Below are 25,337 nucleotides of genomic sequence, written 5' to 3'. Positions count from 1 at the left end.
CGATGGAACGCCGTATGACACTGAAAGGGTCACGTACGGTGTGAGATGGGGGAAAAGCTGGAGATAACTTCAAATGCTTACCTATCATCATACTTCTCTGGTGAATATCAGCCAAGAGCGCATAACTATACAAAAGTGCTGTTTGGAGAAGACAACGTATACCGTGCTGGAACAATCGGTACCGTTGCAGAGAAAACGGCGTATGGATATGTAAAGGGATACGCTGGAGATCATGAATTGCATTTGCGAAATGCAGAAGTTGATCGATTAGTAGCAGGGTGTACAGGAGTAAAACGAACAACAGGTCAGCACCCTGGAGGAATTATCGTTGTACCAGACTATATGGATATCTATGACTTTACACCAATTCAGTTCCCAGCAGATGATCGAAACTCTGAGTGGCGTACAACTCATTTTGACTTCCACTCTATTCATGACAATCTCTTAAAGCTTGATATTCTAGGGCACGATGACCCTACGGTTATTCGTATGCTACAAGACTTAAGTGGAATTGATCCAAAGACCATTCCGACAGATGACCCTGAAGTCATGAAGATCTTTAGCGGAACGGAATCTTTAGGTGTAACAGAAGAGCAGATTATGTGTAAAACAGGAACTCTTGGTATCCCTGAATTCGGTACTCGATTTGTTCGCCAAATGTTGGAGGATACAAAACCATCTACGTTCTCAGAACTTGTTCAAATTTCTGGGCTATCTCACGGAACGGATGTATGGCTAGGAAATGCGCAAGAGTTAATTCGTAATAATATTTGTAACCTAAGTGAAGTAATTGGCTGTCGTGATGATATTATGGTGTATTTAATTTATCAAGGGTTAGAGCCTTCCTTAGCGTTTAAAATTATGGAGTCAGTTCGTAAAGGGAAAGGGTTGACCCCTGAATTCGAAGAAGAAATGATTAAAAACGGCGTGCCAGATTGGTACATTGATTCGTGTAAAAAGATTAAGTACATGTTCCCGAAAGGTGCGACACGTTGCTCGTTTAACCCCAACAGAAATGTTGGATAAAGACAAGCCCGTGTAGATACAAAGACAGTAAATCTACATGAGAACTACATGAAATGAGTCGGAGGCGTGAAATCCCCTCCTACCGTAACAGGATACGGTGAAACCCCCTGAGCACCGCGACTTGCAGGAATGGTCTCCTGGCTTGAACTGTAAGAGAGCTCGCTAAGGTTCGTCTTAAAAGCGTGACACGTAGACGTGAGTAAAGGCGGGGGTCCCAAAAAGTGGCTATGGTGAGGCAACGAATCCTCGTATGGAAAGGCTCGTAAGGACAACTCAGTTGAGAAGCTGAGGCTATCGCTTGCGATGGAACATTTGCGGATTACCTATCTTTTGGGGGAATATCTGCGTTCAACCATTAAAGGTTGTTCGGCTGAAGTCTTTAAACTCCTGTTAGATTAAGCTAAATGTCGGGTCAGAGAGGACACCTAAGGTCACCACTAAAGAAGGGATAATTTCATGTGGAACGTGTGAAGGGTGTAGGATGGATGGCAGGAGCCAAGTGAAATCCCTGAGAGTAGGAAATGACTCTCTTCATACACCTGGCGGCAGCCCGTAGTAGTGTTGAAGCTTCTGTAATGGAAGTGGAGCGAAGGGGCATAGTCGGACTCAAGAAAAGGAGCAACCAACATTCACTAACTGCTAAGAAATTCCGTTGAGAGTAAAGTACCGAGATGCAAGTATCCTTGTGAAAGGAGCGAGCATCTATAAAACTTAGCATACCGAAATCGGAAGAGGAGTTTCAAACTCTCAGAGATACAATATACGCGGTAACGAAAGCCGCAATCGCTGAGAGAAAGCAACCTAAGTTCCAAGGGATTATTGAAGTAGCTAGAAGCAATGAAGACAAGCTTCTTAGCTTAGGTTATAAGCAAAAACAAATTAAAAAGATACTTTCATTTCGGGAAAAATTAGTGAAGTAACATTTGGTTGTTGTTCGATGGAACGCCGTATGAATCGAAAGGTTCACGTACGGTGTGAAGCGGGGGAAAATGGAACCCGAACAGGTGAGGCTGAGGGGAATATTACCTATCGCTACCCCATGCAGCAGCATACGTTTTAATGGCTGTACGTATTGCGTATTTTAAAGTTCATCATGCGCTTTTATATTATGCAGCATATTTCACAGTACGCGCCGATGACTTCGATATTGACACAATGATCAAGGGTTCGACTGCTATTCGGGCGAAAATGGAAGAAATCAATGGTAAGGGACTTGATGCTTCTCCGAAAGAGAAGAACTTATTAACAGTGCTTGAACTTGCGCTTGAAATGTGTGAGCGTGGCTATTCATTCAAAAAAGTTGATTTGTATGAATCGAGTGCAGATGAGTTTATTATTGATGGTACATCGTTAATTCCACCATTTAATTCCATTCCAGGATTGGGTACTAATGCGGCTTTAAATATTGTGAAAGCTCGCAAGGATGGAGAGTTTTTATCAAAAGAAGATCTACAGCAAAGGGGAAAAGTATCAAAGACAATTCTAGAGTATTTAGACAATCACGGTTGCTTAGAAAGCTTGCCAGATCAAAACCAACTTTCACTTTTCTAACATTTGCATAAAATAAGCGGTTATGATATAGTGAATGTGGAAATGCTAAGGATACGGACGAGTAAAGAGTGGGGAAACCCGCTCTTTCTTATTGATATGAACTTACGAACTAGTAAGGAGTATGGGAAACGAATCGGCGGTTAGCATGATTCGTTTTTTCTGTACGTGCATGCTTTTTGACTCGAGACGTTCTAGCATCGAAACTTAAGTACCGGACTGTATCACGGCGATATGAATTGAAAACATTCATTATTATTTTCATCATTCTTACTCATTAGTATATCGTGCGTATGTACCAGCTTCATACTAGGTATTGAAAGGACAGTATCAAATGTGTCCACTCTTTTTTAGATAAGAGACATAGATTTTGTTGTCTCGAAAGGAGGATTAGAAATGGGCAAAAGCGTAAAAGAAACAGTAGAAGAAATGGTTACACCAATTTTAGAAGAAATGAACTTAGAGCTAGTGGAAATAGAGTATGTAAAAGAAGGGCGCGATTGGTTCCTTCGAGTTTTTATTGATTCTGAAACGGGTGTAGATATTGAAGACTGCGGAGCTGTAAGCGAAAAGCTTAGCGAGAAAATGGATGAAGTTGATCCAATCACACATAACTATTTTCTTGAAGTATCCTCTCCAGGTGCTGAGCGACCTTTAAAGAAGGACAAAGACTTTGAACGTTCAATCGGTAAGCATGTATACATAAAAACATATGAGCCAATTGAAGGAGCAAAGGAGTTTGAAGGCGAACTAGTAGCATTTGACGGTACAACAGTAACGTTATCAATTCGCATTAAAACACGTACAAAAACAGTGGAATTACCATATGAAAAAGTTGCGTTTGCTAGGCTGGCAATTGTGTTTTAACGCATTAGCAACTAGTGAATATTAAAGGGGGATTAACCAAAATGAGCAGTGAGTTATTAGATGCCTTGGTAGTTCTTGAAAAAGAAAAAGGCATTAGTAAAGATGTTATTATTGAAGCGATTGAAGCAGCGTTAATTTCTGCTTATAAGCGCAATTTTAATCAAGCGCAAAACGTGCGTGTTGATTTAAATTTAGATCGAGGAACAATGCGCGTATTCGCACGTAAAGACGTTGTAGATGAAGTGTATGATCCACGCTTGGAAATCTCAGTTGAAGAAGCCCAAGGGATTAATCCTAACTTTCAATTAGACGACGTTGTAGAAATTGAAGTAACGCCAAAAGACTTCGGTCGCATTGCTGCACAAACAGCGAAGCAAGTTGTAACACAGCGCGTTCGTGAGGCAGAGCGTGGCGTTATCTATTCTGAGTTTAGCGATCGTGAAGAAGACATCATGACAGGAATTGTTCAGCGTCAAGACTCACGCTTTATCTATGTAAGCCTTGGGAAAATTGAGGCTCTATTGCCACAAAGTGAACAAATGCCCAACGAACAATATAAACCACATGACCGTATTAAAGTGTATATCACAAAAGTGGAAAAAACAACAAAAGGTCCTCAAATTTACGTTTCAAGAACACACCCTGGATTACTTAAGCGTTTATTTGAAAAAGAAGTACCAGAAATTTATGATGGTACAGTTGAATTAAAGTCAGTTGCACGTGAAGCTGGCGATCGTTCTAAAATCTCTGTTCACTCAGAATATGCTGAAGTAGATCCAGTCGGTTCTTGTGTAGGACCAAAAGGTCAACGTGTTCAGGCTGTTGTGAATGAATTAAAAGGTGAGAAAATTGATATCGTTCGCTGGTCAAATGACCCGGTAGAATTTGTGGCAAATGCATTAAGTCCATCAAAAGTATTAGAAGTAATGGTGGATGAAGAGGAAAAAGCAACAACGGTTATCGTGCCAGATTACCAGCTGTCATTAGCAATCGGTAAACGTGGACAAAATGCACGTTTAGCAGCTAAGTTAACAGGATGGAAAATTGACATTAAGAGTCAATCCGAAGCCGAGCAAGAAGGTATTTATATTCAAAAAAGTGATGACATGTTAGTGAGTCAACATGCATTTGATTCAGACGAAGATGACATGGAATAAGAGGTGAGCCAAATGAACAATCGTAAAAAAGTCCCGATGCGAAAATGTGTGGCCACTGGTGAAATGATGCCTAAAAAAGAGCTAGTACGCGTTGTACGCTCTAAAGAAGGTGAAGTTTCGGTTGACTTAACGGGTAAAAAGTCCGGGCGCGGTGCCTATTTAAGTAAAGATAAAGAAGCCATTTTATTAGCAAAAAAGAAAAATGTCTTATCTACTCACTTGAGCGCACCGATTGAAGATGCAGTTTATGATGAATTGTTGACGCTTGTAGAGAAGGAGAAGCAATGACATTGAATAATGAAAAGTGGCTCTCTTTTTTAGGACTTGCAAATCGAGCACGTAAATTAATTTCTGGTGAAGAGCTTGTAATAGGAGAAGTGCGCAAAAAAAAAGCAAAGCTTGTTCTTTTAGCCGGTGATGCATCAGATAACACAACAAAAAAAGTCATCGACAAATGCACGTATTATCAAGTTCCGGTTCGAACCGTTGTGGATCGCTACGTTTTAGGAGAAGCAATCGGTAAAGATGCACGTGTTGTCGTTGCAGTGATGGATAGTGGCTTTGCCAAAAAGCTAATCACGATGCTCGATTAATCTTTTTGGGGGTGAAAATATTGAGTAAAGTTCGCGTACATGAATATGCAAAACAATACAATATTTCAAGCAAAGACGTTATAGAAAAATTAAAAGAAATGAATGTTGAAGTGTCTAACCACATGACAACGTTAGAGGATGAGCATGTGAAAAAACTAGATGCAGCACTAAATAATAATTCAAAACCAAATAATAATGATAAAAAAGGCAACAAAAAGCCAGCAAAACCTGCTGCCAACAAAGGTGGAAAAGGTAATAGAAAGCCTCAGGGAGGAAAAGGAAGACCGGCTCCGGCACAACCAAAAGAACTTCCTGAAAAAATCACATACTCTGAAAGTTTAACAGTTTCTGAATTGGCAAAAGAGTTAGGCAAAGAGCCTTCAGAGATTATTAAAAAGCTGTTCATGGTTGGGGTTATGGCAACAATCAACCAAGAGCTTGAAAAAGAAGCAATTGAATTAATTGCTGGTGAGTATGGCGTAGAAGTGGAAGAAGAAGTTGTGTTAGACGCAACTGATTTTGAAGCAATGGAAATCATTGACGATGAGAAAGACCTTCAAATTCGTCCACCAGTTGTTACAATTATGGGTCACGTAGACCATGGTAAAACAACGCTATTAGATTCAATTCGTAACACGAAGGTAACGGCTGGAGAAGCTGGTGGAATCACGCAGCATATCGGTGCTTACCAAGTTGTGGTAGAAGAGAAGAAGATTACGTTCTTAGATACACCAGGACATGCCGCGTTCACAACAATGCGTGCGCGTGGAGCAAAAGTAACAGATATTACAATTCTTGTTGTTGCAGCTGATGATGGTGTAATGCCACAAACAATTGAAGCAATTAACCACGCGAAAGCTGCTGAAGTACCAATTATCGTAGCTGTTAATAAAATGGATAAAGAAGCAGCAAACCCAGACCGCGTTATGCAAGAACTAATGGAACACGGATTGGTAGCGGAAGAATGGGGTGGCGATACAATCTTCTGTAAGCTATCTGCTCTATCAGGAGAAGGTATTGACCAGCTTCTTGAAATGATCCTATTGGTAAGTGAAGTAGAAGAATTAAAAGCAAACCCAAATCGTCGTGCTGTTGGAACGGTTGTCGAAGCACAGCTTGATAAGGGCCGCGGTTCAGTAGCTACTTTACTTGTTCAAAATGGAACACTAAAAGTTGGAGATCCAATCGTTGTCGGAAATACGTTCGGTCGTGTTCGTGCAATGGTAAACGACATCGGTCGTCGCGTGAAAGAGGTTGGTCCTTCAACTCCAGTTGAGATTACAGGTCTAAACGATGTACCGTTAGCTGGTGACCGCTTCATGGTGTTTGAAGATGAGAAAACAGCTCGTCAAATCGGTGAGCTACGTGCTCAAAAGCAGCTTGAACAACAGCGTGGTGAAAAAACGCGCGTAAGCTTGGATGATTTATTTGAGCAAATCAAGCAAGGTGAAATGAAAGACTTAAACTTAATCGTAAAAGCTGACGTACAAGGTTCTGTTGAAGCTTTAGCAGCATCTTTACAAAAGATTGATGTTGAAGGCGTAAACGTACGCATCATTCACACTGGTGTAGGTGCAATTACAGAATCTGATATCATCTTAGCAACAGCTTCTAATGCAATCGTAATTGGATTTAACGTACGTCCAGATGCAGGTGCAAAACGCACGGCAGAAGCTGAAAAAGTAGATATTCGTCTACATCGTATTATCTACAAAGTGATTGAAGAGATTGAATCAGCGATGAAAGGAATGCTTGATCCTGAGTTTGAAGAAAAAGTTATTGGTCAAGTTGAAGTTCGTCAAACGTTCAAAGTATCTAAAATTGGTACAATTGCCGGCGGTTACGTCACAGAAGGTAAAATTACGCGCCACAGCAGCATCCGTTTAATTCGTGATGGTATCGTTATCTTTGAAGGTGAAGTTGATGCCCTAAAACGATACAAAGATGATGCAAAAGAAGTAGCTCAAGGCTACGAGTGTGGTATTACAATTAAAAACTTCAATGACATTAAAGAAGGCGATGTTATTGAAGCATATGTAATGGAGCAAATCGATCCTAAGTGATTGGATTAGTGGAATGTGAATGTTTAATTTATAACGCGGCCTCACTAAAGGATAAGCGAGCGGTTTTACAGCGGATTTTAATGCGCCTAAAACAAAAGTATAATGTATCGGTATCCGAAACAGATTTTCAAGATGTGTGGCAGCGTACAAAAATTAGCATAGTTGCAGTTTCATCTAGTCGCATCGCAACGGAACAAGAATTACAAAAAGCAATTGCTCTAATGGATTCTTTTCCAGAAATCGAACGCACTATTACAACCTTTGATTGGTTATAATACCGATTATAAGCAGAAAATTTTTCTGTTGATGAAGTGTTGGAACCAATTGGGTTTTTCAAGCTGATTTAATAGCAGTCAGCCTGTTGAAGTGGTATAAAAGGGGTGACACAGTATGAAAATTAGAGCAACTAGAGTCGGTGAACAAATGAAAAAAGAGCTAGGTGAGATTTTAAATCGAAAGATTAAAGATCCACGCATCGGCTTTGTAACGGTTACGGACGTTCAGGTTTCAGGCGATTTGCAGCAAGCAAAAGTATATATCTCTGTATTAGGAGATGCTGAGCAGCGTGAGAATACGTTAAAAGGTCTTGCAAAAGCAAAAGGCTTTATTCGCTCAGAGATTGGTCAGCGCATTCGCTTACGTAAAACACCTGAAATTACATTTGAATTTGATGAGTCAATTGATTATGGTAATCGGATTGAGTCGTTACTTCATGAAATTAAAAAAGAAAGCAACGATGAGCAAGACCATAATTAATGGATGATTAGGGTGCTCAAATGAGCATGATAAAGGGTGTCTCAACAAGTACATGTGCTTTTTGAGGCACCTTTTTTATGGAGGAAAAGGAGTTGAGTAAGTTGGATGGTGTTTTAGTTTTAAATAAGCCAGCGGGGATGACGTCTCATGACTGTGTCTTTAAAGTTAGAAAGCTACTAAAAACAAAAAAAGTAGGTCATACGGGCACGCTTGACCCAGATGTAACAGGTGTACTCCCCATCTGTATCGGTCGCGCAACCAAAATTGTAGAGTATTTAACAGGTGCAACAAAAACGTATGAAGGGGAAGTCACTATTGGTTTTTCTACCACGACGGAAGACTCATCTGGTGATGTGGTGGAAAGAAAAGAGATAAATGCGACGTTTACGCGTGCTCAAATTGAAGAGGTTCTTAAATCCTTAACGGGGACGATTGAACAAGTTCCTCCCATGTATTCAGCCGTAAAAATTAATGGTAAAAAGTTATATGAATACGCAAGGCAAGGGATTGAGATTGAAAGACCTGCGCGTACTATTCAAATTTATCAGTTTGAACTTCTTGATGACCGAGATGTATTTACGGGCGAAAACATTTCATTTCGCTTCCGTGTGACCTGTAGTAAAGGAACGTATGTTAGAACACTTGCTGTTATGATCGGTGAGAAACTTGGTTACCCGTCTCATATGTCTTATTTAAAAAGAACAGGATCAGGTCAGTTTTCTTTAGAGGATTGCTTAACGTTTGAACAGATTGAACTAGCAGTAGAAGAAGGAACAATTCAATCACTTTTACATCCTATTGAGCGTGCGCTCTTTCATTTGCCGAAATTCAAAATAAATGATACATTAGCAGAGAAAGTGAGAAACGGTGCGGTATTACCATGTCCAGAAGATGAATCTTTACTCGAGGGGCAATTTCTAATGGTGGATTCAGCTGGAAAATGCATGGCGATTTATGCGCAGCATCCCACAAAAAAACATTTAATTAAACCGGTAAAAGTCTTAGCAATCGACTGAATTGGTTAAGGAAAAGGTGAAGTGCGTTTTGGAAACGATAGAGATTCGACATCCACATCATTTAGGACGAGAGGTTGTACAGCGTTCTGTTTTAGCTCTTGGATTTTTTGATGGTGTACATTTGGGGCACCAGCAAGTGATTAAAACAGCAAAGCAAATCGCTGATGAGAAAAATGTAGCGAGCGCAGTGATGACTTTCACACCTCATCCATCCGTCATTCTTGGGAAAAACGTTCAGCACGTTGATATGATTACACCTTTAGAAGAAAAAAAACGACTTATTAAAAAACTGGGAATTGACTTTTTATATATAGTGCATTTCGATCGGGCGTTTGCATCTTTATTACCACAAGAGTTTGTTGATCAGTATATTATCGGCTTAAACGTAGAGCATGTTGTAGCAGGATTCGATTATTCATATGGTAAGCTAGGAAAAGGGACGATGGAAACGTTACCTTTTCACTCTCGTTCACAGTTTACGCAGACGGTCGTAGATAAGCTAACAACAAATGAAGAGAAAGTAAGCTCAACGTTAGTTAGACAATTCTTAGCTGATGGTGAAATGGAGAAAGTGAAATTGCTGCTTGGACGTAATTATGAAGTAGAAGGAACGGTCGTTCATGGTGAAAAAAGAGGCAGGCAAATTGGGTTTCCAACGGCAAATGTTTCCTTAGCCGCTGATTATCTCCTGCCAAGAACAGGCGTATACGCAGTGGAGTTAGAGCTAAATAATCAATGGTATCAAGGAGTATGCAATATAGGATATAAACCAACATTTCATGAAGACTTAAAAAAGCCCACAATTGAAGTGCACCTTCTATCATTTAACAAGCAAATTTACGGTGAGCATGTAAGAGTTCGTTGGCATAAGCTCATTCGTAGTGAGCGCAAATTTTCTGGAATTGAAGCGCTAATTGAACAAATTTCATTAGATAAAGAAGAAGCAAACCAGTACTTTTTAGGTGTTTCAAAAAACGTACAATAAACTAAAAGAAAAAGCAGAGATTTTCTTGCTTTTTTGAAAAGAAAGTAGTAATATAACACTTGTATGCAAAACAACCATTGCTTGGCATGACGATTCACCAACGTCTTGCTCGGTAACTGGGGTTTATAAACAAGGAGGTGAATAGGATGGCTATCACACAAGAGCGTAAAAATGAAATCATTAATGAGTACAAAACTCATGCAAACGATACTGGATCTCCAGAGGTTCAAATCGCTGTCCTAACAGAGCAAATTAACAATCTAAACGATCATTTACGTACTCACAAGAAGGACCACCACTCTCGTCGTGGACTTCTAAAAATGGTAGGTAGACGTCGTAACTTACTTAACTATCTTCGTAACAAAGACGTTACTCGTTATCGTGATCTAATCAACAAGCTTGGTTTACGTCGATAATAAGAAGAAAGCGGGAGCATTCCCGCTTTTTTAGTATGTACATTTAGATGTTTTGAAAAGATGCTACATAATGTGAAAAAAGCTATTGTTTTTTAGTATTTCGTTTATAATAAAACTATCACATTTATTTACATACATATATTTTATATGTAGAGAGGGGTACTCGTCGATATGGAACAAGAAAAACGAGTGTTCTCCATGGAACTAGCCGGTAGAAGGCTAGAGGTTGAAGTTGGTCAATTAGCAAAGCAAGCTAACGGAGCAGCACTGATTCGTTATGGAGACACAGTAGTATTAAGCACGTCAACAGCTTCAAAACAAGCGAAAGACGTAGATTTTTTTCCTTTAACAGTTAACTATGAAGAGCGTTTATACGCAGTTGGTAAAATTCCAGGTGGATTTATTAAGCGTGAAGGTCGTCCAAGTGAGAAAGCTATTTTAGCTAGCCGCTTAATTGACCGTCCAATTCGTCCGCTATTCGCAGATGGATTCCGTAACGAAGTACAGGTCGTAAGTGTTGTAATGAGTGTAGATCAAAACTACTCGTCTGAAGTTGCCGCTATGTTTGGTTCTTCTTTATCACTTTCTATCTCTGATATTCCATTCGAAGGCCCAATTGCTGGGGTTATCGTAGGGCGTGTAGACGGTAAATTTGTTGTAAATCCAGGTGTAGAAGACCAAGAAAAAAGCGATATTCATTTAACGGTTGCTGGAACAAAAGACGCTATTAACATGGTTGAAGCTGGTGCAGATGAAGTACCAGAAGAAGTGATGTTAGAAGCAATTATGTTTGGACATGACCAAATTAAGAAGTTAATTGAATTCCAAGAAGAAATTGTTGCAGCTGTTGGTAAAGAGAAAATGGAAGTGCAACTTTATACAGTAGATGCAGACTTAGAAAGACAAGTGCGTGAAATTGCAGAAGCAGACATGAACCGAGCTGTTCAAGTTCAAGAAAAGCATGCTCGTGAAGAAGCAATTAGCGAAGTAAAAGCAGCGGTAATTGCGCAGTTTGAAGAGCAACAAGTTGAAGCTGATGTATTAGGTCAAGTCAGTGAGATCTTATCTAAGCTTGTTAAAAGCGAAGTGCGTCGTCTAATTACAGAAGAAAAAGTGCGTCCAGATGGTCGAAGCATTGACGAAATTCGACCATTATCATCTGAAGTTGGCTTATTGCCGCGTACACACGGCTCTGGGTTATTCACGCGTGGACAAACGCAGGCACTTAGCATTTGTACACTAGGAGCGCTTGGAGATGTGCAAATTCTAGATGGCTTAAGCGTAGAAGAATCTAAACGCTTTATGCATCACTATAATTTCCCTTCTTTCAGCGTAGGTGAGACAAGACCAATGCGTGGACCTGGACGTCGTGAAATCGGTCATGGAGCACTTGGTGAACGTGCATTAGAGCCTGTTATTCCAACAGAAAAAGATTTCCCATACACAATCCGCCTTGTATCTGAAGTGTTAGAATCAAACGGTTCAACGTCTCAAGCAAGTATTTGTGCAAGTACGCTTGCAATGATGGATGCTGGGGTTCCAATTAAAGCTCCTGTAGCGGGTATTGCAATGGGTCTTATTAAATCGGGTGAGCATTACTCAATTTTAACTGATATCCAGGGAATGGAAGATCACTTAGGTGATATGGACTTTAAAGTAGCGGGAACAGCAAAAGGTGTTACTGCGTTACAAATGGATATTAAAATTGATGGCCTATCTCGTGAAATCTTAGAAGAGGCTCTTCAACAAGCACAAAAAGGACGCATGCAGATCTTAGATCACATGATTTCTACAATTAATACACCTCGTGAAGAGCTGTCTCAGTACGCTCCGAAAATCTTGACGATGGCAATCAATCCAGACAAGATTCGTGATGTTATTGGACCAAGTGGTAAACAAATTAATAAGATCATTGAAGAAACTGGTGTTAAGATTGATATTGAACAAGATGGTACAATCTTTATCTCATCAATTGACCAAGAGATGAACCTAAAAGCGAAGAAAATCATTGAAGATCTTGTTCGTGAAGTTGAAGCTGGACAAATGTATCTAGGTAAAGTTAAACGCATCGAGAAGTTTGGTGCATTTGTTGAAATTTTCAGCGGTAAAGATGGCCTTGTTCATATTTCTGAGCTTGCTGAAGAACGTATTGGTAAAGTGGAAGACGTTGTTGCTATCGGTGATGAAATTCTTGTAAAAGTAATGGAAATCGACAAGCAAGGTCGCGTTAACTTATCAAGGAAAGCAGTTCTGAAAGAGCAAAAAGAAAAAGAAGAGCAGGCAAAAGAAACAAAATAATTGCCTTGTTATTCCCCCACGCAGTCTAACTGATGTGGGGGTTTTATTACATTGGCTTGAAGACGCTGTTCTACCTTGTCCTTTTTCTACATACTTTGTATGGAAAAGGGGGAAGGATAAGTGAAACGTTCAATCATTCAATTTACTGCATTTTTATTTTTACTTGCAATTACATATAAATCAATTTATAATCCGTTTGCTACTGATTATGTGGAAGCATTTCAGACAACGGTTGAGCAAGCTGGTGTCGAAAGAAACGACCTATATCAGAAGATTGCCGAGAAAGCAAAGATATATAACGTTAAGCCTTCTAATGCAGCCATTGACCCAGTCTGGAAGAAAACGCCGGGTTACAATGGAATCGCTGTAGATGTAAAGGCTTCCTATGAGAATATGAAAAAAAGCGGTAAGTTTAATGAAGACAAGCTGGTTTATAAACAAATAAAGCCAAAGGTGCATTTAGATGATCTTCCATCTGAAGCTATCTATCGTGGACACCCTGAAAAGCCTATGGTATCGTTTACGATAAATGTGGCCTGGGGAAATGAATATTTACCAGATATGCTTCAAACTTTAAAGAAGCACGATGCAAAAGCAACGTTTTTTTTAGAAGGAAGATGGGTTAAAAATAACCCTGAGTTGGCAAAGATGATTGTAGATGAGGGACATGAAGTTGGAAATCATTCCTACTCGCATCCTAACATGGCTACATTATCATCAGGACAAATTGTTGATCAATTAAAGAAAACGAATGAAGTAATTACGGCTACTACTGGTAAGAAAGTAAAGTGGTTTGCGCCCCCAAGCGGTAGCTTTCGAAAAGAAGTAGTAACGTTAGCTTCAGAGCAAAAAATGAGTACAATTATGTGGACAGTAGATACAATTGATTGGCAAAAGCCAACAAAAGATGTGCTGATTAATCGCGTGATGAAAAAAATTCATCCAGGTGCAATCGTGCTGATGCATCCTACTGAGACTACAGCGAATTCATTGGATCAGCTGTTAACGGATATTGAGAAAAAAGGGTTAGATGTTACGACGGTAACGATGCTGCTTGATGAAGAAAGAATGGTCAGTTATCGTAAAGATTAACGGATATCAAGCGTATTTTTCTTATAAACGTATCTCATTAAAATGAAGCAAATGACAAAGGAGGAGTTAGCTTGATTACTCGACATACATGCAAAAATGGTGTGCGAATTGTGCTTGAAAATATCCCAACGGTTCGTTCGGTAGCGATTGGAGTTTGGATTGGGACCGGTTCTCGAAGTGAACATCCAGAAATTAATGGTGTCTCACATTTTTTAGAGCACATGTTTTTTAAAGGTACTAAGACACGCTCTGCTCGTGACATTGCAGAGAGCTTTGATCAAATTGGAGGACAAGTTAATGCCTTTACATCAAAGGAATATACTTGTTACTATGCAAAAGTGTTAGATGAACATTCCAATCAAGCGCTTGATGTGCTAGCAGATATGTTCTTTAACTCTGCTTTTGATGAAGAAGAGTTAGCTAGAGAGAAAAATGTAGTATACGAAGAAATTAAGATGTATGAAGATACCCCAGACGACATCGTACATGACTTATTAGGTAAAGCTGTGTATGGTGACCATCCGTTAGGATATCCAATTTTGGGAACGGAAGAGACGTTAAAAACGTTTAACGGTGATTCGCTTCGTAGCTATATGGAAAAAATGTACATTCCTGAAAATGTTGTGATTTCAGTAGCGGGTAACGTAGATGATTCTTTTATTAAAGAAGTTGAAAAGTATTTTGGTACATACACTTCATCATATGATGCCCATCAGTATGTACAGCCAGCTTTTCATACAAATCACATCGCTCGCAAAAAAGATACAGAACAAGCGCATTTATGCTTAGGTTTCGAAGGGCTTCCAATTGGTGGAAAAGATGTGTATAGCCTAATCGTTTTAAATAACGTATTGGGAGGAAGTATGAGCAGTCGCTTGTTCCAAGAGGTACGAGAGCAACGTGGATTAGCTTATTCGGTCTTCTCTTATCATTCTTCCTACCGTGATAGTGGCCTTGTGACTATTTATGGTGGAACAGGTAGCAATCAGCTTGATGTGCTGTATGATACAATTCAAGATACGCTTACAGAGCTTACAGACACAGGGATTACGGCGAAAGAGCTTGCTAACAGTAAAGAGCAGTTAAAAGGAAACTTAATGCTGAGTCTAGAAAGCACAAATAGTCGTATGAGTCGTAACGGAAAAAATGAACTAATGTTGGGTCATCATCGCTCATTAGATGAAATTTTAGATCTAGTTAACAATGTGACAATTGACAGCGTTAATTCATTGGCACGTTCTATTTTCAAAGATGATTTTGCACTATCTTTAATTAGCCCTAGCGGTGAAATGCCAAAAGGATTGAATAAAAAATAAGAGTACGAAAGCGGCTGGAACATAAGTATTTCAGTCAATGATCTATCCGAACTATTGAGAGTTAACGACTCTTTTATAGTTCGGATTTTTTGTTGATTAGGAAACTAATTTTAAAGAATTAGTGGAATGGAGCGTAAGGCATGTGACTCCTAGGGGGACTAGAGGAAGAGCTGAGACTCCGCAGCGAGGAGGCTCAGATTCCTCCCTGCGGAAAGCGAGTGTCCGTAGCGGAATGGAACGAAACGAACCTGTTATTATAACCTAACTACCTTAGAAAAGACATAACTCGTCTTTGAGAAAGAAACATTTCGTTTTGTCCCACACTTTTTTATTTTCTTGTCATGTTTTTACTATGTTCATTGATAAACTAGTTATAAGGGGGAGAGGTTTATGAGGTTAAGTGAACTAAGCGGTAAGGAAATTGTGGATTTAAAGCGAGCTGAACGCCTTGGCGTACTGGGGCAAACGGACTTAGAATTTAATGAGCAGGGCCAAATAAAAGCGCTATTAATTCCTTCTATGAAATGGTTTGGTTTCCGAAAGCAGGGTAGTGATGTAAGAGTACCATGGTCTCATATTGAAAAGATAGGAACCGATATGGTTATAGTTAATTTAGAACAATAAGAAAATACATCGATTGAATAGTAGAAAAGCATGGCTGTTAGTAGCCATGCTTTTTTTGGACTCGAATATTTGTCATACAATGCGGAGAAAGATTCACCGATTCTCAGTTGTTTACATACTATGTTGAAGAAAATGCAATAGGTATCTAATGGTAATGAATGATTCTATGATATCTATAATTTTAAAGAACTAGACGTCTCTATTTAATATTAAAGAAGGTGAACAGACACATGTTAACGGATTTGCACATAGCTGTCATTGGTGGTGATGCAAGACAGCTTGAGGTCATACGAAAGCTCATCCAATTAGATGCAAAAACATCGCTTATAGGGTTTGATCAGCTTGATCACGGCTTTACTGGTGCGACCAAATATCAAATTGATGAACTAAATTTTTCCGATGTCGATGCCATTATTTTGCCTGTACCAGGTACAAATCATGAAGGGCAAGTCGATACCATCTTTTCAAATGAAAAAGTAATTTTAACAGAAGAGATCTTAGCTAGTACTCCTGCGCATTGTACCATTTATTCAGGAATTAGTAATGATTATTTAAATAGCCTTGTTCAAAAGACAAATCGAACACTCATTCAGCTGTTTGAGCGTGACGATGTTGCTATCTACAACTCAATTCCAACAGTTGAGGGGACAATTATGCTGGTCATTCAACATACAGACTTTACAATACATGGAGCGAATATATCCGTTCTTGGATTAGGAAGAGTAGGAATGAGTGTGGCGCGCTCGTTTGCAGCATTAGGAGCAAATGTAAAGGTTGGTGCGCGTAAATCAGAGCATTTAGCACGCATTAGCGAAATGGGGTTAATACCGTTTCATTTAAAGGATTTAGCTCAAGAAATAACGGATAGTGATATTTGTATTAATACGATTCCATATCCGGTTTTGACATCTAGTGTCTTAGCCAATATTCCAACGCATGCTCTTGTAGTGGACCTTGCATCAAAGCCTGGAGGTACTGATTTTCGCTACGCTGAAAAAAGAGGAATTAAAGCGATTCTAGCACCGGGACTTCCTGGAATCGTGGCACCAAAAACAGCAGGACAAATCGTTGCCAATGTCATTGTGACGTTACTGAAAGAAGCTGCTGATCAAAGGGAGGAGAAACAATAATGTCACTTAAAGGAAAACGAATTGGTTTTGGTTTAACGGGCTCTCACTGTACGTACGATGCAGTAATGCCAGAAATTGAAAAGCTTGTCAATTTAGGAGCAGAAGTAATGCCTGTGGTATCTTATACTGTTCAATCAACAAATACACGTTTTGGAGATGGAGAAGATTGGATTCGAAAAATTGAAGAAGTTACCGGGAACTCTGTTATCAATACCATTGTAAAAGCAGAGCCATTAGGACCCAAAATTCCACTTGACTGCATGGTAGTTGCTCCAATTACTGGAAATACAATGAGTAAATTTGCGAATGCTATGACCGAATCCCCAGTTCTAATGGCTGCAAAAGCAACGCTACGTAATAATAAGCCTGTTGTCTTAGGTATTTCAACCAATGACGCATTGGGTCTAAATGGTGTAAACTTAATGCGACTAATGGCTACTAAAAACATTTACTTTATTCCATTTGGTCAAGATGATCCTATTTCAAAGCCAAACTCAATGGTAGCTCGTATGCCGATGCTTTCTGATACGGTGTATGCGGCATTGGAAGGGAAACAAATTCAACCTGTTGTCGTGGAGCGTTTTCGCGATTAAGAAACAAAGTAGCGCGCCGCATCATAAAGTAATTTTAAGAATATATTTCTGTCAAAGGTGAAAAAAGAAGAGAAGATTTTAAAATCTTCTCTTCTTTAGCGCAATAAAATAAGGTATTATGTTAAAATAGTCAGTATATGCAGAAAAATGTTGAGTAGTTGAAAATTGTTGGAGGCGGTATTAAAATGACAAGAGAATTACATGTAGCAGTAGTAGGAGCAACAGGTGCAGTAGGACAACAAATGATAAAAACTCTACAAGAGCGTAATCTTCCAATTGGCAAATTAACATTATTATCTTCAGCTCGTTCAGCGGGTAAGAAAGTCACTTATAATGGAGAAGAAATAATCATTCAAGAAGCAAAGCCAGAGAGCTTTGAAGGAGTAGATATTGCTTTATTTAGCGCAGGAGGAAGCATTTCCAAGGCGTTAGCACCGGAAGCAGTGAAACGTGGAGCGATTGTAGTTGATAATACAAGCGCATTTCGTATGGATGAAAACGTACCTTTAGTTGTGCCAGAAGTAAACGAAGAAGCACTAAAAGCACATAATGGAATCATTGCAAATCCAAACTGTTCAACGATTCAAATGGTAGCAGCACTGCAGCCACTGCGTGAAAAATACGGTTTATCTAAAGTGATTGTATCGACGTATCAAGCTGTTTCAGGTGCTGGTGCCGCAGCAATTAATGAATTAAAGGAACAAGCACAAGCAATCCTGGACGAAAAAGAATTCACGCCAGAAATTTTACCAGTTGGTGGGGATAAAAAGCATTACCAAATTGCTTTTAACGCTATTCCTCAGATTGATAAGTTCCAAGATAACGGCTTTACATTCGAAGAAATGAAAATGATTAACGAAACGAAAAAAATTATGAGCATGCCTGAACTACCAGTAGCTGCTACTTGTGTTCGCTTACCGGTTGTTACAGGACATTCAGAGTCAGTTTATATTGAAATTGAAAACAATGATGCAACGGTAGCTGATGTGAAAAAATTACTAGCTGATGCACCTGGTATCGTTTTACAAGATGACCCAGAGAATCAAGTATATCCAATGCCTGCAGACTGCGTAGGCAAGCGTGAAGTATTCGTTGGTCGTATCCGTAAAGATTTAGATCACGAAAATGGCTTCCATATGTGGATTGTATCTGATAACTTATTAAAAGGTGCAGCTTGGAATTCTGTACAAATTGCAGAGTCACTTATTAAGCTTGGCTTAGTAAAATAAGCGCAACTAGCGTGTTTCAGAGTATTAATGAGGTGTAAGTATGAAAATCATCGTCCAAAAATTTGGAGGAACTTCCGTTCGTAATGAACAAGGAAGAGAACGTGCTATTCATCATCTGAAAAATGCACAAAAAGAAGGTTACAAAGTAGTGGTAGTTGTATCTGCAATGGGACGTAAAGGCGAACCATATGCAACGGATACGCTGTTATCACTTGTGAATGGTAATAAGGCTTCTGTGAATAAACGAGAGTTAGATATGTTAATGGCTTGTGGAGAATTAATTTCTTCCGTTGTATTCACTAACTTATTAAACGAAAATGGCATAAAGGCTACAGCTCTAAATGGTGCTCAGGCTGGTTTTATCACGAATAGTGATTTTACTAATGCCAAGATTATTGAAATGAAATGTGACCGTATAATAGAAGAATTAGAAGAGTATGATGTCGTGGTAGTAACAGGCTTTCAAGGAGCAAACGAAAGCGGTGATACAACAACGTTAGGTCGAGGAGGTAGCGACACGTCTGCTTCTGCTTTAGGAGCTGCATTACAAGCTGAATACATTGACATTTTTACAGATGTCGAAGGGGTAATGACAGCAGATCCACGCATTGTTGAAGATGCAAGACCGCTATCGGTTGTGACATATAATGAAATTTGTAACATGGCATATCAAGGTGCGAAGGTTATTCATCCAAGAGCTGTTGAAATTGCTATGCAGGCCAAAGTACCAATGCGCGTACGTTCAACCTATGCTGACTCTGAAGGTACACTAGTGACTTCCCATAGTGCGGCTCAACAGCGTGGAAGCGATGTCCAAGAGCGTCTTGTAACAGGCATTGCTCACGTATCCAATGTGACACAAATTAAGGTATTCAGTAAGGACGGTTATTACGACACGCAGGCTGAAGTATTTAAAGCTATGGCTCAGGAAAAGATTAGCGTGGACTTTATTAATATTTCACCAAAAGGTGTTGTGTACACTATTACTGAAGAATCAACAGATAAAGCGATTGCGGTTTTACAAGAGCTTGGTTACGAGCCTTCTGTTATCCGCAATTGTGCTAAGGTATCTATCGTAGGTGCAGGGATTGCCGGTGTGCCTGGCGTAACGGCTAAAATTGTAACGGCGCTTGCAAGCGAAGGAATTCAAATTTTACAATCAGCTGATAGTCACACAACAATTTGGGTACTTGTAAAAGAAGAGGATTTGAAGAAAGCAGTTAATGCACTTCACCGTGCTTTTGATTTATCAAAAGTAACTCAATAAAGTAAACAGACTCCATCAATTAAATATTGTTGATGGAGTTGTTTACCAATGGAGATAATTGAACGTCAAGGAGTGAAGACATGATTGATTTTGGTAAAGTAGCAACGGCTATGGTAACCCCTTTTGATCATAAGGGAAACATTGATTTTGAAAAAACAACACAGTTAATTAACTATTTGATTGAGAATGGATCAGATTCTTTAATCATTGCTGGAACAACGGGTGAATCACCAACGTTATCCACAGAAGAAAAGCTAGCTCTATTTAGACACTCAGTTAAAGTAGCGGCAGGTCGTGTTCCAGTAGTAGCTGGAACTGGTAGTAACAACACGTATGCATCGATTGAGCTAACAAAAAAAGCTGAAGAAATTGGCGTAGATGCTGTAATGATCGTTGCGCCGTATTACAATAAACCAAATCAAGAAGGTTTATATCAGCATTTTAAAGCAATTGCAGAGAGCACAAAGCTTCCTGTGATGCTTTATAACATTCCAGGTCGCTCTGTTATTAACATGGAGCTTACTACCATTGTACGCTTGTCAGAGCTTTCAAACGTAGTAGCAATTAAAGATGCAAGCGGAGATCTTGACGCTATGACAGCTATTATTAACAATACAGCTGATGACTTTGCGCTTTATAGTGGCGATGACGGTTTAACGTTGCCGGTATTATCAATTGGTGGTAATGGTATTATTTCTGTGGCGTCTCACGTATTAGGTAACGAGATGCAAGCGATGGTATCAGCATTTGAGACGGGTAAAGTAAAAGAAGCAGCTCAACTACATGGTAAATTATTGCCTGTTATGAAGGCTCTTTTCTCTGCTCCAAGCCCAACACCTGTAAAAACGGCTCTGCAGTTTAAAGGTTTAGACGTAGGATCTGTACGTTTACCACTTGTTCCTTTAACTGAACCTGAGCGTGAATCATTACGAAAAATGCTTAACACGCTATAATAAAAAGCCTCCTCATTCGGGACTGACCCCTGTTTTTGAGACAGGAATCAAAACACCTTTTAAACAACCCGTTTTCTGTATTGTACAGGAGACTGGTTGTTTAATTTTGTTTGAATACGGGCATGGTTATAATACGTAATATAGCTTTTGACGGTTTGCTCTATGATGGTAGTCGTAGTGTATGTCAACTCGTCAAGGTAGAACGTTTCAGACTTTAGTGAGGAATGAAACGATTCAATTGAGGCATTATCTGCAGGCGTCCCTTTTCGGGACATACTCATGATAATGCCTTTCTCTTTAATTGTTTGTTGATAAGCATACGATGTGTACACAGAGCCTTGATCACTATGCAACGTGCACCCTTCCGGTAGAGAAGGGAGTTGGTTAAGCGTGTCTAAAACAAACGCGACATTTTGACAATCACCAATGGAATACGCAATAATTTCTCCGTTAAATAAATCTTGAATACTTGAAAGATACAATGGTTTCGGCCCAAAAGGCAAGTACGTAATATCGGTCACAAGCTTTTGAAGAGGGCGTTCAGCTCGAAAGTCACGATTTAATATATTCTCTGCAACCTGATAAGGTTGCCCTGTTCGCTGCCGTTTCTTCCGTTTAACGCGACATTGCCAACCGTATTTCTGCATGGTACGCTGCACAAACTTGTGGTTAATCTTCATGGTTCGCTTGAGTACAGCTGTGATCTTCCGATAGCCATATCGAAACTTGTGTGCACGACATTGTTCACCCACTTGCTGTTCCATCCATTTCTTTCGTGTATCCTGTTGACTATGCTGCTTCCAACGGTAGTAAGTGGACCGAGGAATACCAAGATGGAAACAGATTTGATAAATAGGGATTTGTTCTTTTAACTCTTCCACTAGGTTCACTGCGATTTCTGGTACCACTTCCTTTCCAATTCCTTGTACTTTTTTAAAATCTCGATTTGTTGCTTTAATTGTCGGTTCTCAGTCTTTAACTTAGCTGTCTCGTTTTCAAAATCAGGACCTTTTCCATAGGCATATTGCTTGCCTACTGGCTGTTCCAACCGGTGTACATCCCCATTTTGATACCACTTCATCCATGTTTTTAATTGGGTAGGATTCCGAATGTTTAGTTGTGATAAGACTTCTTTTACAGGTACACCGGCTAACCTCATTTCAATCGCTTTTAACTTTATTTCGACTGGATAACTGACTCTTGTTCCCATAGAAAAAACACCTCCAAGTGATTGTTAGGTACTACATACCCAGTTTTCAACTTAAAGGTGTTTTTTATTTGTCTCACTTTATGGGGTCAGTCCCTTCGTAAAAGAATGCAGGGGGCTTTTTTTATTCATTAGAAAAGCATGGATGAAATTTCTTGTATTCCAATTCTGTCATCAGTTATAATGAAGACAAATGAGATTATGGACGGGTCTATGATTTTGGGAGGAAACGGAATTGAATAAAAAGACAGAAAATATTAAAATTTCAGCTTTGGGTGGTATAGGAGAAATCGGTAAAAATATGTACATCGTTGAGGTGAACGACGATATCTATGTACTAGATGCAGGAGCAAAGGTTCCAGGCGGGGATATGCTTGGAATTGATATGGTGATTCCTGATATTTCGTATTTAATTGAAAATAAGGAACGTGTAAAAGCTATTTTCTTAACGCATGGTCACGAAGAACAAATTGGTGCTATTCCATTTATTTCAAAAAAACTTGAAGTGCCCGTATATGGAACGGAATTTACCCTTGCGTTAGTAAAAGAAAGAATGAAAGAGGTTGGACTAAATAGTTTCTCATTGTTAAACGTTATCAGCTCATCGACACGTCTTTCGTTTGAGAACGTAAGCGTTTCATTTTTCCGAACAAACCACAGTATTCCTGACTCAGTAGGCATTTGTTTGCATACTTCACATGGCGCAATCGTACATACAGGAGACTTTATTTTCGATCAAAATCGTTTGTCAAAAAAACCTGATATTGGAAAAATGGCGATGATTGGTGAGCAAGGAGTATTGTGCTTGCTATCTGATAGTATCAATGCTGAAAAGCCTGGATATACAACATCTGAAGCTGTAATTGGTCAAGAGATTGCTTCGCTGTTCCATCATACAAAAGGACGAATTATTGTAGCGACATATAGCTCAAACATTCAGCGGATTCAGCAGGTAATTCAGGCAGTGTATGAAACCAATCGCAAGCTAGTTGTAGTTGGAAAAAGTATGATGAAAACAATTGAAATCGCAGTGGAACTTGGACACTTATCAATACCCGAAGATTTAATTGTCCCTGTGCAAAAGCTTCGCGATATTTCTGAGCACGAAACGGTTGTGCTAACGACAGGGCATCAAGGAGAGCCAATGGCAGCATTACATCGCATGGCCAAACAATCTCATAAATTTATTCAAGTGAAAAAAGACGACACGGTGCTAATTGCTGCAACACCAATTCCGGGCCATGAAGTAATCTTTGCAAAAGTAATCGACATTATTAGTCGCTTAGGAGCAAACGTCGTTCATAGCCAAAAGCAAGTTCACGCTTCTGGGCATGGCAGTCAAGAAGAACTAAAATTCATGTTGAATTTAATGAATCCTAAATACTTAATCCCTGTAAACGGCGAATATCGTATGCAAAAATCACATGAAAAAATTGCAAAGGAAATAGGCTTAGCTGATGATGAAATTTTTGTACTTGATAAAGGTGAGGTAATTGAGTATAAAGACGGTCGCATGCAGCCATCAGGACGTATCTATGCAGGAAATACGTTAATAGATGGACTAGGTGTGGGTGACATTGGTAATATTGTCTTACGTGATCGTCGCTTGCTATCACAAGATGGAATTTTAACAGTGGTGGTTACAATCAATAAGAAGCAGCGTACTGTTGTGGCAGGACCGGAAATTATTTCTCGAGGGTTTGTATATGTAAGAGAATCGGAAGCTCTACTTACAGAGGCAGGAAAAGTGGTTGAAGAGATTTTAGCAAAGTGCATGGAAGAAAAAGTGATTGAATGGTCATCTTTAAAATTAAAAATGCGCGAAGCGTTAAATCAGTTTTTATATGAAAAAACAAGACGTAAACCGATGATTTTACCAATTATCATGGAAATATAAGAGTTAAGAGGCTGGAAGGTAAAAGCTAATGACATATCCGAGCTATTGAGAGTTAACTCTCAATAGCTCGGATTTTTTTGGTGAGTAGGAAAGCAAGTTTAAAAAAGAGTGGAAAGTGAGTGACTGCAGCGCAATGGAGTAAACTTGTACTTTCAACCTAACTCGTTTAGAACAGTCAGAGTTCGCCTTTGAAAAAGAAGCATTTGGACTCTTTTTATTAAGAAACAGTATGAATTGTAAAAGCGATGGATTTAATAAAAAAGAAAAGCTCATACTAACAATATTATTGTTGGAAAGGAGCAAAATGATGTTTGAACCCAATGAAATGAATTCTTCAGAAACAGCACCACAGCAACCTGAAAAAGGTGAAGAGAATACTAAAGGTGGTATTTTGGATAAAATTCAGCAGCTAGGACAAACAAACGTTGCACAGATGCCACAGGATTCAAAGATTCACTGTTTAACAATTGTAGGGCAAGTAGAAGGGCATATGCAGCTACCGCCTCAAAATAAAACGACAAAATACGAGCATGTTATTCCACAAATTGTAGCGATTGAGCAAAACCCTAACATTGAGGGTTTATTAATTATTTTAAATACGGTAGGTGGAGACGTAGAAGCTGGTTTAGCAATTGCTGAAATGATTGCTTCTCTTTCAAAACCGTCAGTATCAATTGTGCTTGGAGGAGGACATTCAATTGGAGTCCCAATTGCAGTATCCACTCATTATTCCTTTATTGCTGGCACTGCTACAATGACAATACACCCAATCCGTTTGACGGGCTTAGTTATTGGCGTACCTCAAACATTTGAATACTTAGATAAAATGCAGGAACGGGTGGTCAATTTCGTTACGCATCATTCAAATATTACCGAAGAAAAATTTAAAGAGCTTATGTTTTCAAAAGGTAATCTAACACGAGACATTGGAACAAATGTTGTGGGAGCCGATGCAGTTGAATACGGATTAATTGATGAAGTTGGCGGGGTAGGTCAAGCTATTAAAAAGCTTAATGAGCTTATTGAACAGAAGGGTCAACATCAACAGGAGAACCAGTTATTGCAATGATTTTGTATACAATGATGCCCCAAGAGCTAATTTATCCCGATACAACACAAGCCGAGCTTCCAAAACAGAAAATGATGCAGTATAATGGCATTTCCATGCTTGTAGAAGAAAACGAATACAATCAACAGCAAATTGTACGTATTTTAAGCACAGACCCTCAGCATTATTTAGACAAAAAATATTATCCTGGTCAAATTCTGTCGTAAGGATTTGAGTATAATTTTACTAAAACTAT

Annotated in this window: 23 protein-coding genes and 2 pseudogenes; 24 read left to right on the top strand and 1 reads right to left on the bottom strand. The window is 39.2% G+C overall.

All coding sequences use genetic code 11. The features are described from left to right. Nucleotides 1-93: 93 nt before the first annotated feature. From polC to dapA, 21 genes and pseudogenes are all read left to right on the top strand, one after another. Nucleotides 94-981: pseudogene (polC, locus tag MKZ18_RS15085) on the top strand (PolC-type DNA polymerase III); the annotation flags it as partial. A gap of 1,080 nt (nucleotides 982-2,061) precedes the next feature. Next, nucleotides 2,062-2,577: pseudogene (locus MKZ18_RS15080) on the top strand (helix-hairpin-helix domain-containing protein); the annotation flags it as partial. A 393-nt stretch (nucleotides 2,578-2,970) separates the two neighbouring features. Further along, the gene (gene rimP, locus MKZ18_RS15075) at nucleotides 2,971-3,441 is read left to right on the top strand and encodes a ribosome maturation factor RimP (protein WP_025908947.1); all 471 of its coding nucleotides are present in this window, start codon (nucleotides 2,971-2,973) and stop codon (nucleotides 3,439-3,441) included. A gap of 41 nt (nucleotides 3,442-3,482) precedes the next feature. Next, nucleotides 3,483-4,598, top strand: a complete 1,116-nt coding sequence (nusA, locus tag MKZ18_RS15070) for a transcription termination factor NusA (RefSeq protein WP_025908946.1) — start codon at nucleotides 3,483-3,485, stop codon at nucleotides 4,596-4,598. Nucleotides 4,599-4,610: 12 nt separating this feature from the next. Continuing rightward, nucleotides 4,611-4,886: an RNase P modulator RnpM gene (gene rnpM, locus MKZ18_RS15065; protein ID WP_025908945.1), complete on the top strand. Its 276-nt coding sequence runs from the start codon at nucleotides 4,611-4,613 to the stop codon at nucleotides 4,884-4,886. Next, nucleotides 4,883-5,191, top strand: coding sequence for a YlxQ family RNA-binding protein (locus MKZ18_RS15060; protein ID WP_078989371.1), 309 nt, complete (start codon nucleotides 4,883-4,885; stop codon nucleotides 5,189-5,191). Before rnpM ends, MKZ18_RS15060 begins: the two co-directional genes overlap by 4 nt. A gap of 20 nt (nucleotides 5,192-5,211) precedes the next feature. Beyond that, the gene (gene infB, locus MKZ18_RS15055) at nucleotides 5,212-7,254 is read left to right on the top strand and encodes a translation initiation factor IF-2 (protein ID WP_061784567.1); all 2,043 of its coding nucleotides are present in this window, start codon (nucleotides 5,212-5,214) and stop codon (nucleotides 7,252-7,254) included. Continuing rightward, nucleotides 7,251-7,529, top strand: coding sequence for a DUF503 domain-containing protein (locus MKZ18_RS15050; RefSeq protein WP_061784566.1), 279 nt, complete (start codon nucleotides 7,251-7,253; stop codon nucleotides 7,527-7,529). Before infB ends, MKZ18_RS15050 begins: the two co-directional genes overlap by 4 nt. A 115-nt stretch (nucleotides 7,530-7,644) precedes the next feature. Continuing rightward, nucleotides 7,645-8,010 carry a 30S ribosome-binding factor RbfA gene (rbfA, locus tag MKZ18_RS15045; RefSeq protein WP_025908941.1) on the top strand — a complete coding sequence of 122 codons (366 nt, stop codon included), beginning with the start codon at nucleotides 7,645-7,647 and terminating at the stop codon, nucleotides 8,008-8,010. Nucleotides 8,011-8,111: 101 nt separating this feature from the next. Then, nucleotides 8,112-9,026, top strand: a complete 915-nt coding sequence (truB, locus tag MKZ18_RS15040) for a tRNA pseudouridine(55) synthase TruB (RefSeq protein WP_076512248.1) — start codon at nucleotides 8,112-8,114, stop codon at nucleotides 9,024-9,026. Nucleotides 9,027-9,054: 28 nt separating this feature from the next. Then, nucleotides 9,055-10,011, top strand: a complete 957-nt coding sequence (gene ribF, locus MKZ18_RS15035; protein ID WP_025908939.1) for a bifunctional riboflavin kinase/FAD synthetase — start codon at nucleotides 9,055-9,057, stop codon at nucleotides 10,009-10,011. Between the two features lie 146 nt (nucleotides 10,012-10,157). Then, nucleotides 10,158-10,427 (top strand): 30S ribosomal protein S15, encoded by a 270-nt coding sequence (gene rpsO, locus MKZ18_RS15030; protein ID WP_025908938.1) that lies wholly within the window; start codon nucleotides 10,158-10,160, stop codon nucleotides 10,425-10,427. 171 nt (nucleotides 10,428-10,598) lie between these two features. Beyond that, a complete protein-coding gene (pnp, locus tag MKZ18_RS15025; protein ID WP_025908937.1) occupies nucleotides 10,599-12,725 on the top strand; it encodes a polyribonucleotide nucleotidyltransferase in 2,127 nt (708 codons plus the stop codon). A 120-nt stretch (nucleotides 12,726-12,845) separates the two neighbouring features. Continuing rightward, nucleotides 12,846-13,817: a polysaccharide deacetylase family protein gene (locus MKZ18_RS15020; protein ID WP_076512249.1), complete on the top strand. Its 972-nt coding sequence runs from the start codon at nucleotides 12,846-12,848 to the stop codon at nucleotides 13,815-13,817. 71 nt (nucleotides 13,818-13,888) lie between these two features. After that, nucleotides 13,889-15,133: a M16 family metallopeptidase gene (locus MKZ18_RS15015; RefSeq protein WP_025908935.1), complete on the top strand. Its 1,245-nt coding sequence runs from the start codon at nucleotides 13,889-13,891 to the stop codon at nucleotides 15,131-15,133. A gap of 390 nt (nucleotides 15,134-15,523) precedes the next feature. Continuing rightward, entirely contained in the window at nucleotides 15,524-15,757 is a 234-nt protein-coding gene (locus tag MKZ18_RS15010) for a YlmC/YmxH family sporulation protein (RefSeq protein WP_035320336.1), read from the top strand. Between the two features lie 230 nt (nucleotides 15,758-15,987). Next, complete coding sequence (gene dpaA, locus MKZ18_RS15005) at nucleotides 15,988-16,887, top strand: dipicolinic acid synthetase subunit A (protein WP_076512250.1); 900 nt, start codon at nucleotides 15,988-15,990, stop codon at nucleotides 16,885-16,887. Next, nucleotides 16,887-17,480 (top strand): dipicolinate synthase subunit B, encoded by a 594-nt coding sequence (locus tag MKZ18_RS15000; RefSeq protein ID WP_025910560.1) that lies wholly within the window; start codon nucleotides 16,887-16,889, stop codon nucleotides 17,478-17,480. The genes dpaA and MKZ18_RS15000 overlap by 1 nt, the downstream gene beginning before the upstream one ends. Before the next feature lie 185 nt (nucleotides 17,481-17,665). After that, nucleotides 17,666-18,709, top strand: coding sequence for an aspartate-semialdehyde dehydrogenase (gene asd, locus MKZ18_RS14995; RefSeq protein WP_061784560.1), 1,044 nt, complete (start codon nucleotides 17,666-17,668; stop codon nucleotides 18,707-18,709). 40 nt (nucleotides 18,710-18,749) lie between these two features. Continuing rightward, on the top strand, nucleotides 18,750-19,976 hold the full coding sequence (gene dapG / locus MKZ18_RS14990; RefSeq protein WP_025910558.1) for an aspartate kinase: 1,227 nt from the start codon (nucleotides 18,750-18,752) through the stop codon (nucleotides 19,974-19,976). A gap of 80 nt (nucleotides 19,977-20,056) precedes the next feature. Continuing rightward, entirely contained in the window at nucleotides 20,057-20,929 is an 873-nt protein-coding gene (gene dapA / locus MKZ18_RS14985) for a 4-hydroxy-tetrahydrodipicolinate synthase (RefSeq protein WP_025910557.1), read from the top strand. A gap of 59 nt (nucleotides 20,930-20,988) precedes the next feature. On the opposite strand, the gene MKZ18_RS14980 is transcribed toward dapA, so the two are convergent. Next, nucleotides 20,989-22,139, bottom strand: a protein-coding gene (locus MKZ18_RS14980; protein ID WP_144594449.1) for an IS3 family transposase whose coding sequence is annotated in 2 segments (ribosomal slippage) — nucleotides 20,989-21,866 and nucleotides 21,866-22,139 — 1,152 coding nt in all. Because the reading frame shifts where the segments join, the coding sequence is not laid out codon by codon here. Between the two features lie 232 nt (nucleotides 22,140-22,371). Here MKZ18_RS14980 and MKZ18_RS14975 point away from each other — a divergent pair. The 3 genes from MKZ18_RS14975 (at nucleotide 22,372) to MKZ18_RS14965 (ending at nucleotide 25,308) form a co-directional block, all read left to right on the top strand. After that, nucleotides 22,372-24,033, top strand: coding sequence for a ribonuclease J (locus tag MKZ18_RS14975; RefSeq protein ID WP_341344571.1), 1,662 nt, complete (start codon nucleotides 22,372-22,374; stop codon nucleotides 24,031-24,033). Between the two features lie 307 nt (nucleotides 24,034-24,340). Continuing rightward, the gene (locus MKZ18_RS14970; protein WP_025908581.1) at nucleotides 24,341-25,102 is read left to right on the top strand and encodes a ClpP family protease; all 762 of its coding nucleotides are present in this window, start codon (nucleotides 24,341-24,343) and stop codon (nucleotides 25,100-25,102) included. Beyond that, nucleotides 25,099-25,308: a YlzJ-like family protein gene (locus MKZ18_RS14965; RefSeq protein WP_025908582.1), complete on the top strand. Its 210-nt coding sequence runs from the start codon at nucleotides 25,099-25,101 to the stop codon at nucleotides 25,306-25,308. The genes MKZ18_RS14970 and MKZ18_RS14965 overlap by 4 nt, the downstream gene beginning before the upstream one ends. Nucleotides 25,309-25,337: the final 29 nt, after the last annotated feature.

The organism is Priestia sp. FSL W8-0001 (assembly GCF_038050335.1).
Classification (GTDB): domain Bacteria; phylum Bacillota; class Bacilli; order Bacillales; family Bacillaceae_H; genus Priestia; species Priestia flexa.
Note: the sequence above shows the minus strand (reverse complement) of the source record. Positions and strands in the feature narration are given on the sequence as shown.

Bases quoted from the DNA above. Each gene is read 5' to 3' on its own strand.
- MKZ18_RS15060 (WP_078989371.1), top strand. From the start codon at position 4,883: ATGACATTGAATAATGAAAAGTGGCTCTCTTTTTTAGGACTTGCAAAT.
- nusA (WP_025908946.1), top strand. From the start codon at position 3,483: ATGAGCAGTGAGTTATTAGATGCCTTGGTAGTTCTTGAAAAAGAAAAA.
- dapA (WP_025910557.1), top strand. From the start codon at position 20,057: ATGATTGATTTTGGTAAAGTAGCAACGGCTATGGTAACCCCTTTTGAT.
- asd (WP_061784560.1), top strand. From the start codon at position 17,666: ATGACAAGAGAATTACATGTAGCAGTAGTAGGAGCAACAGGTGCAGTA.
- dapG (WP_025910558.1), top strand. From the start codon at position 18,750: ATGAAAATCATCGTCCAAAAATTTGGAGGAACTTCCGTTCGTAATGAA.
- MKZ18_RS15000 (WP_025910560.1), top strand. From the start codon at position 16,887: ATGTCACTTAAAGGAAAACGAATTGGTTTTGGTTTAACGGGCTCTCAC.
- dpaA (WP_076512250.1), top strand. From the start codon at position 15,988: ATGTTAACGGATTTGCACATAGCTGTCATTGGTGGTGATGCAAGACAG.
- rpsO (WP_025908938.1), top strand. From the start codon at position 10,158: ATGGCTATCACACAAGAGCGTAAAAATGAAATCATTAATGAGTACAAA.
- MKZ18_RS15010 (WP_035320336.1), top strand. From the start codon at position 15,524: ATGAGGTTAAGTGAACTAAGCGGTAAGGAAATTGTGGATTTAAAGCGA.
- rbfA (WP_025908941.1), top strand. From the start codon at position 7,645: ATGAAAATTAGAGCAACTAGAGTCGGTGAACAAATGAAAAAAGAGCTA.
- rnpM (WP_025908945.1), top strand. From the start codon at position 4,611: ATGAACAATCGTAAAAAAGTCCCGATGCGAAAATGTGTGGCCACTGGT.
- rimP (WP_025908947.1), top strand. From the start codon at position 2,971: ATGGGCAAAAGCGTAAAAGAAACAGTAGAAGAAATGGTTACACCAATT.
- MKZ18_RS14970 (WP_025908581.1), top strand. From the start codon at position 24,341: ATGTTTGAACCCAATGAAATGAATTCTTCAGAAACAGCACCACAGCAA.
- MKZ18_RS14965 (WP_025908582.1), top strand. From the start codon at position 25,099: ATGATTTTGTATACAATGATGCCCCAAGAGCTAATTTATCCCGATACA.
- pnp (WP_025908937.1), top strand. From the start codon at position 10,599: ATGGAACAAGAAAAACGAGTGTTCTCCATGGAACTAGCCGGTAGAAGG.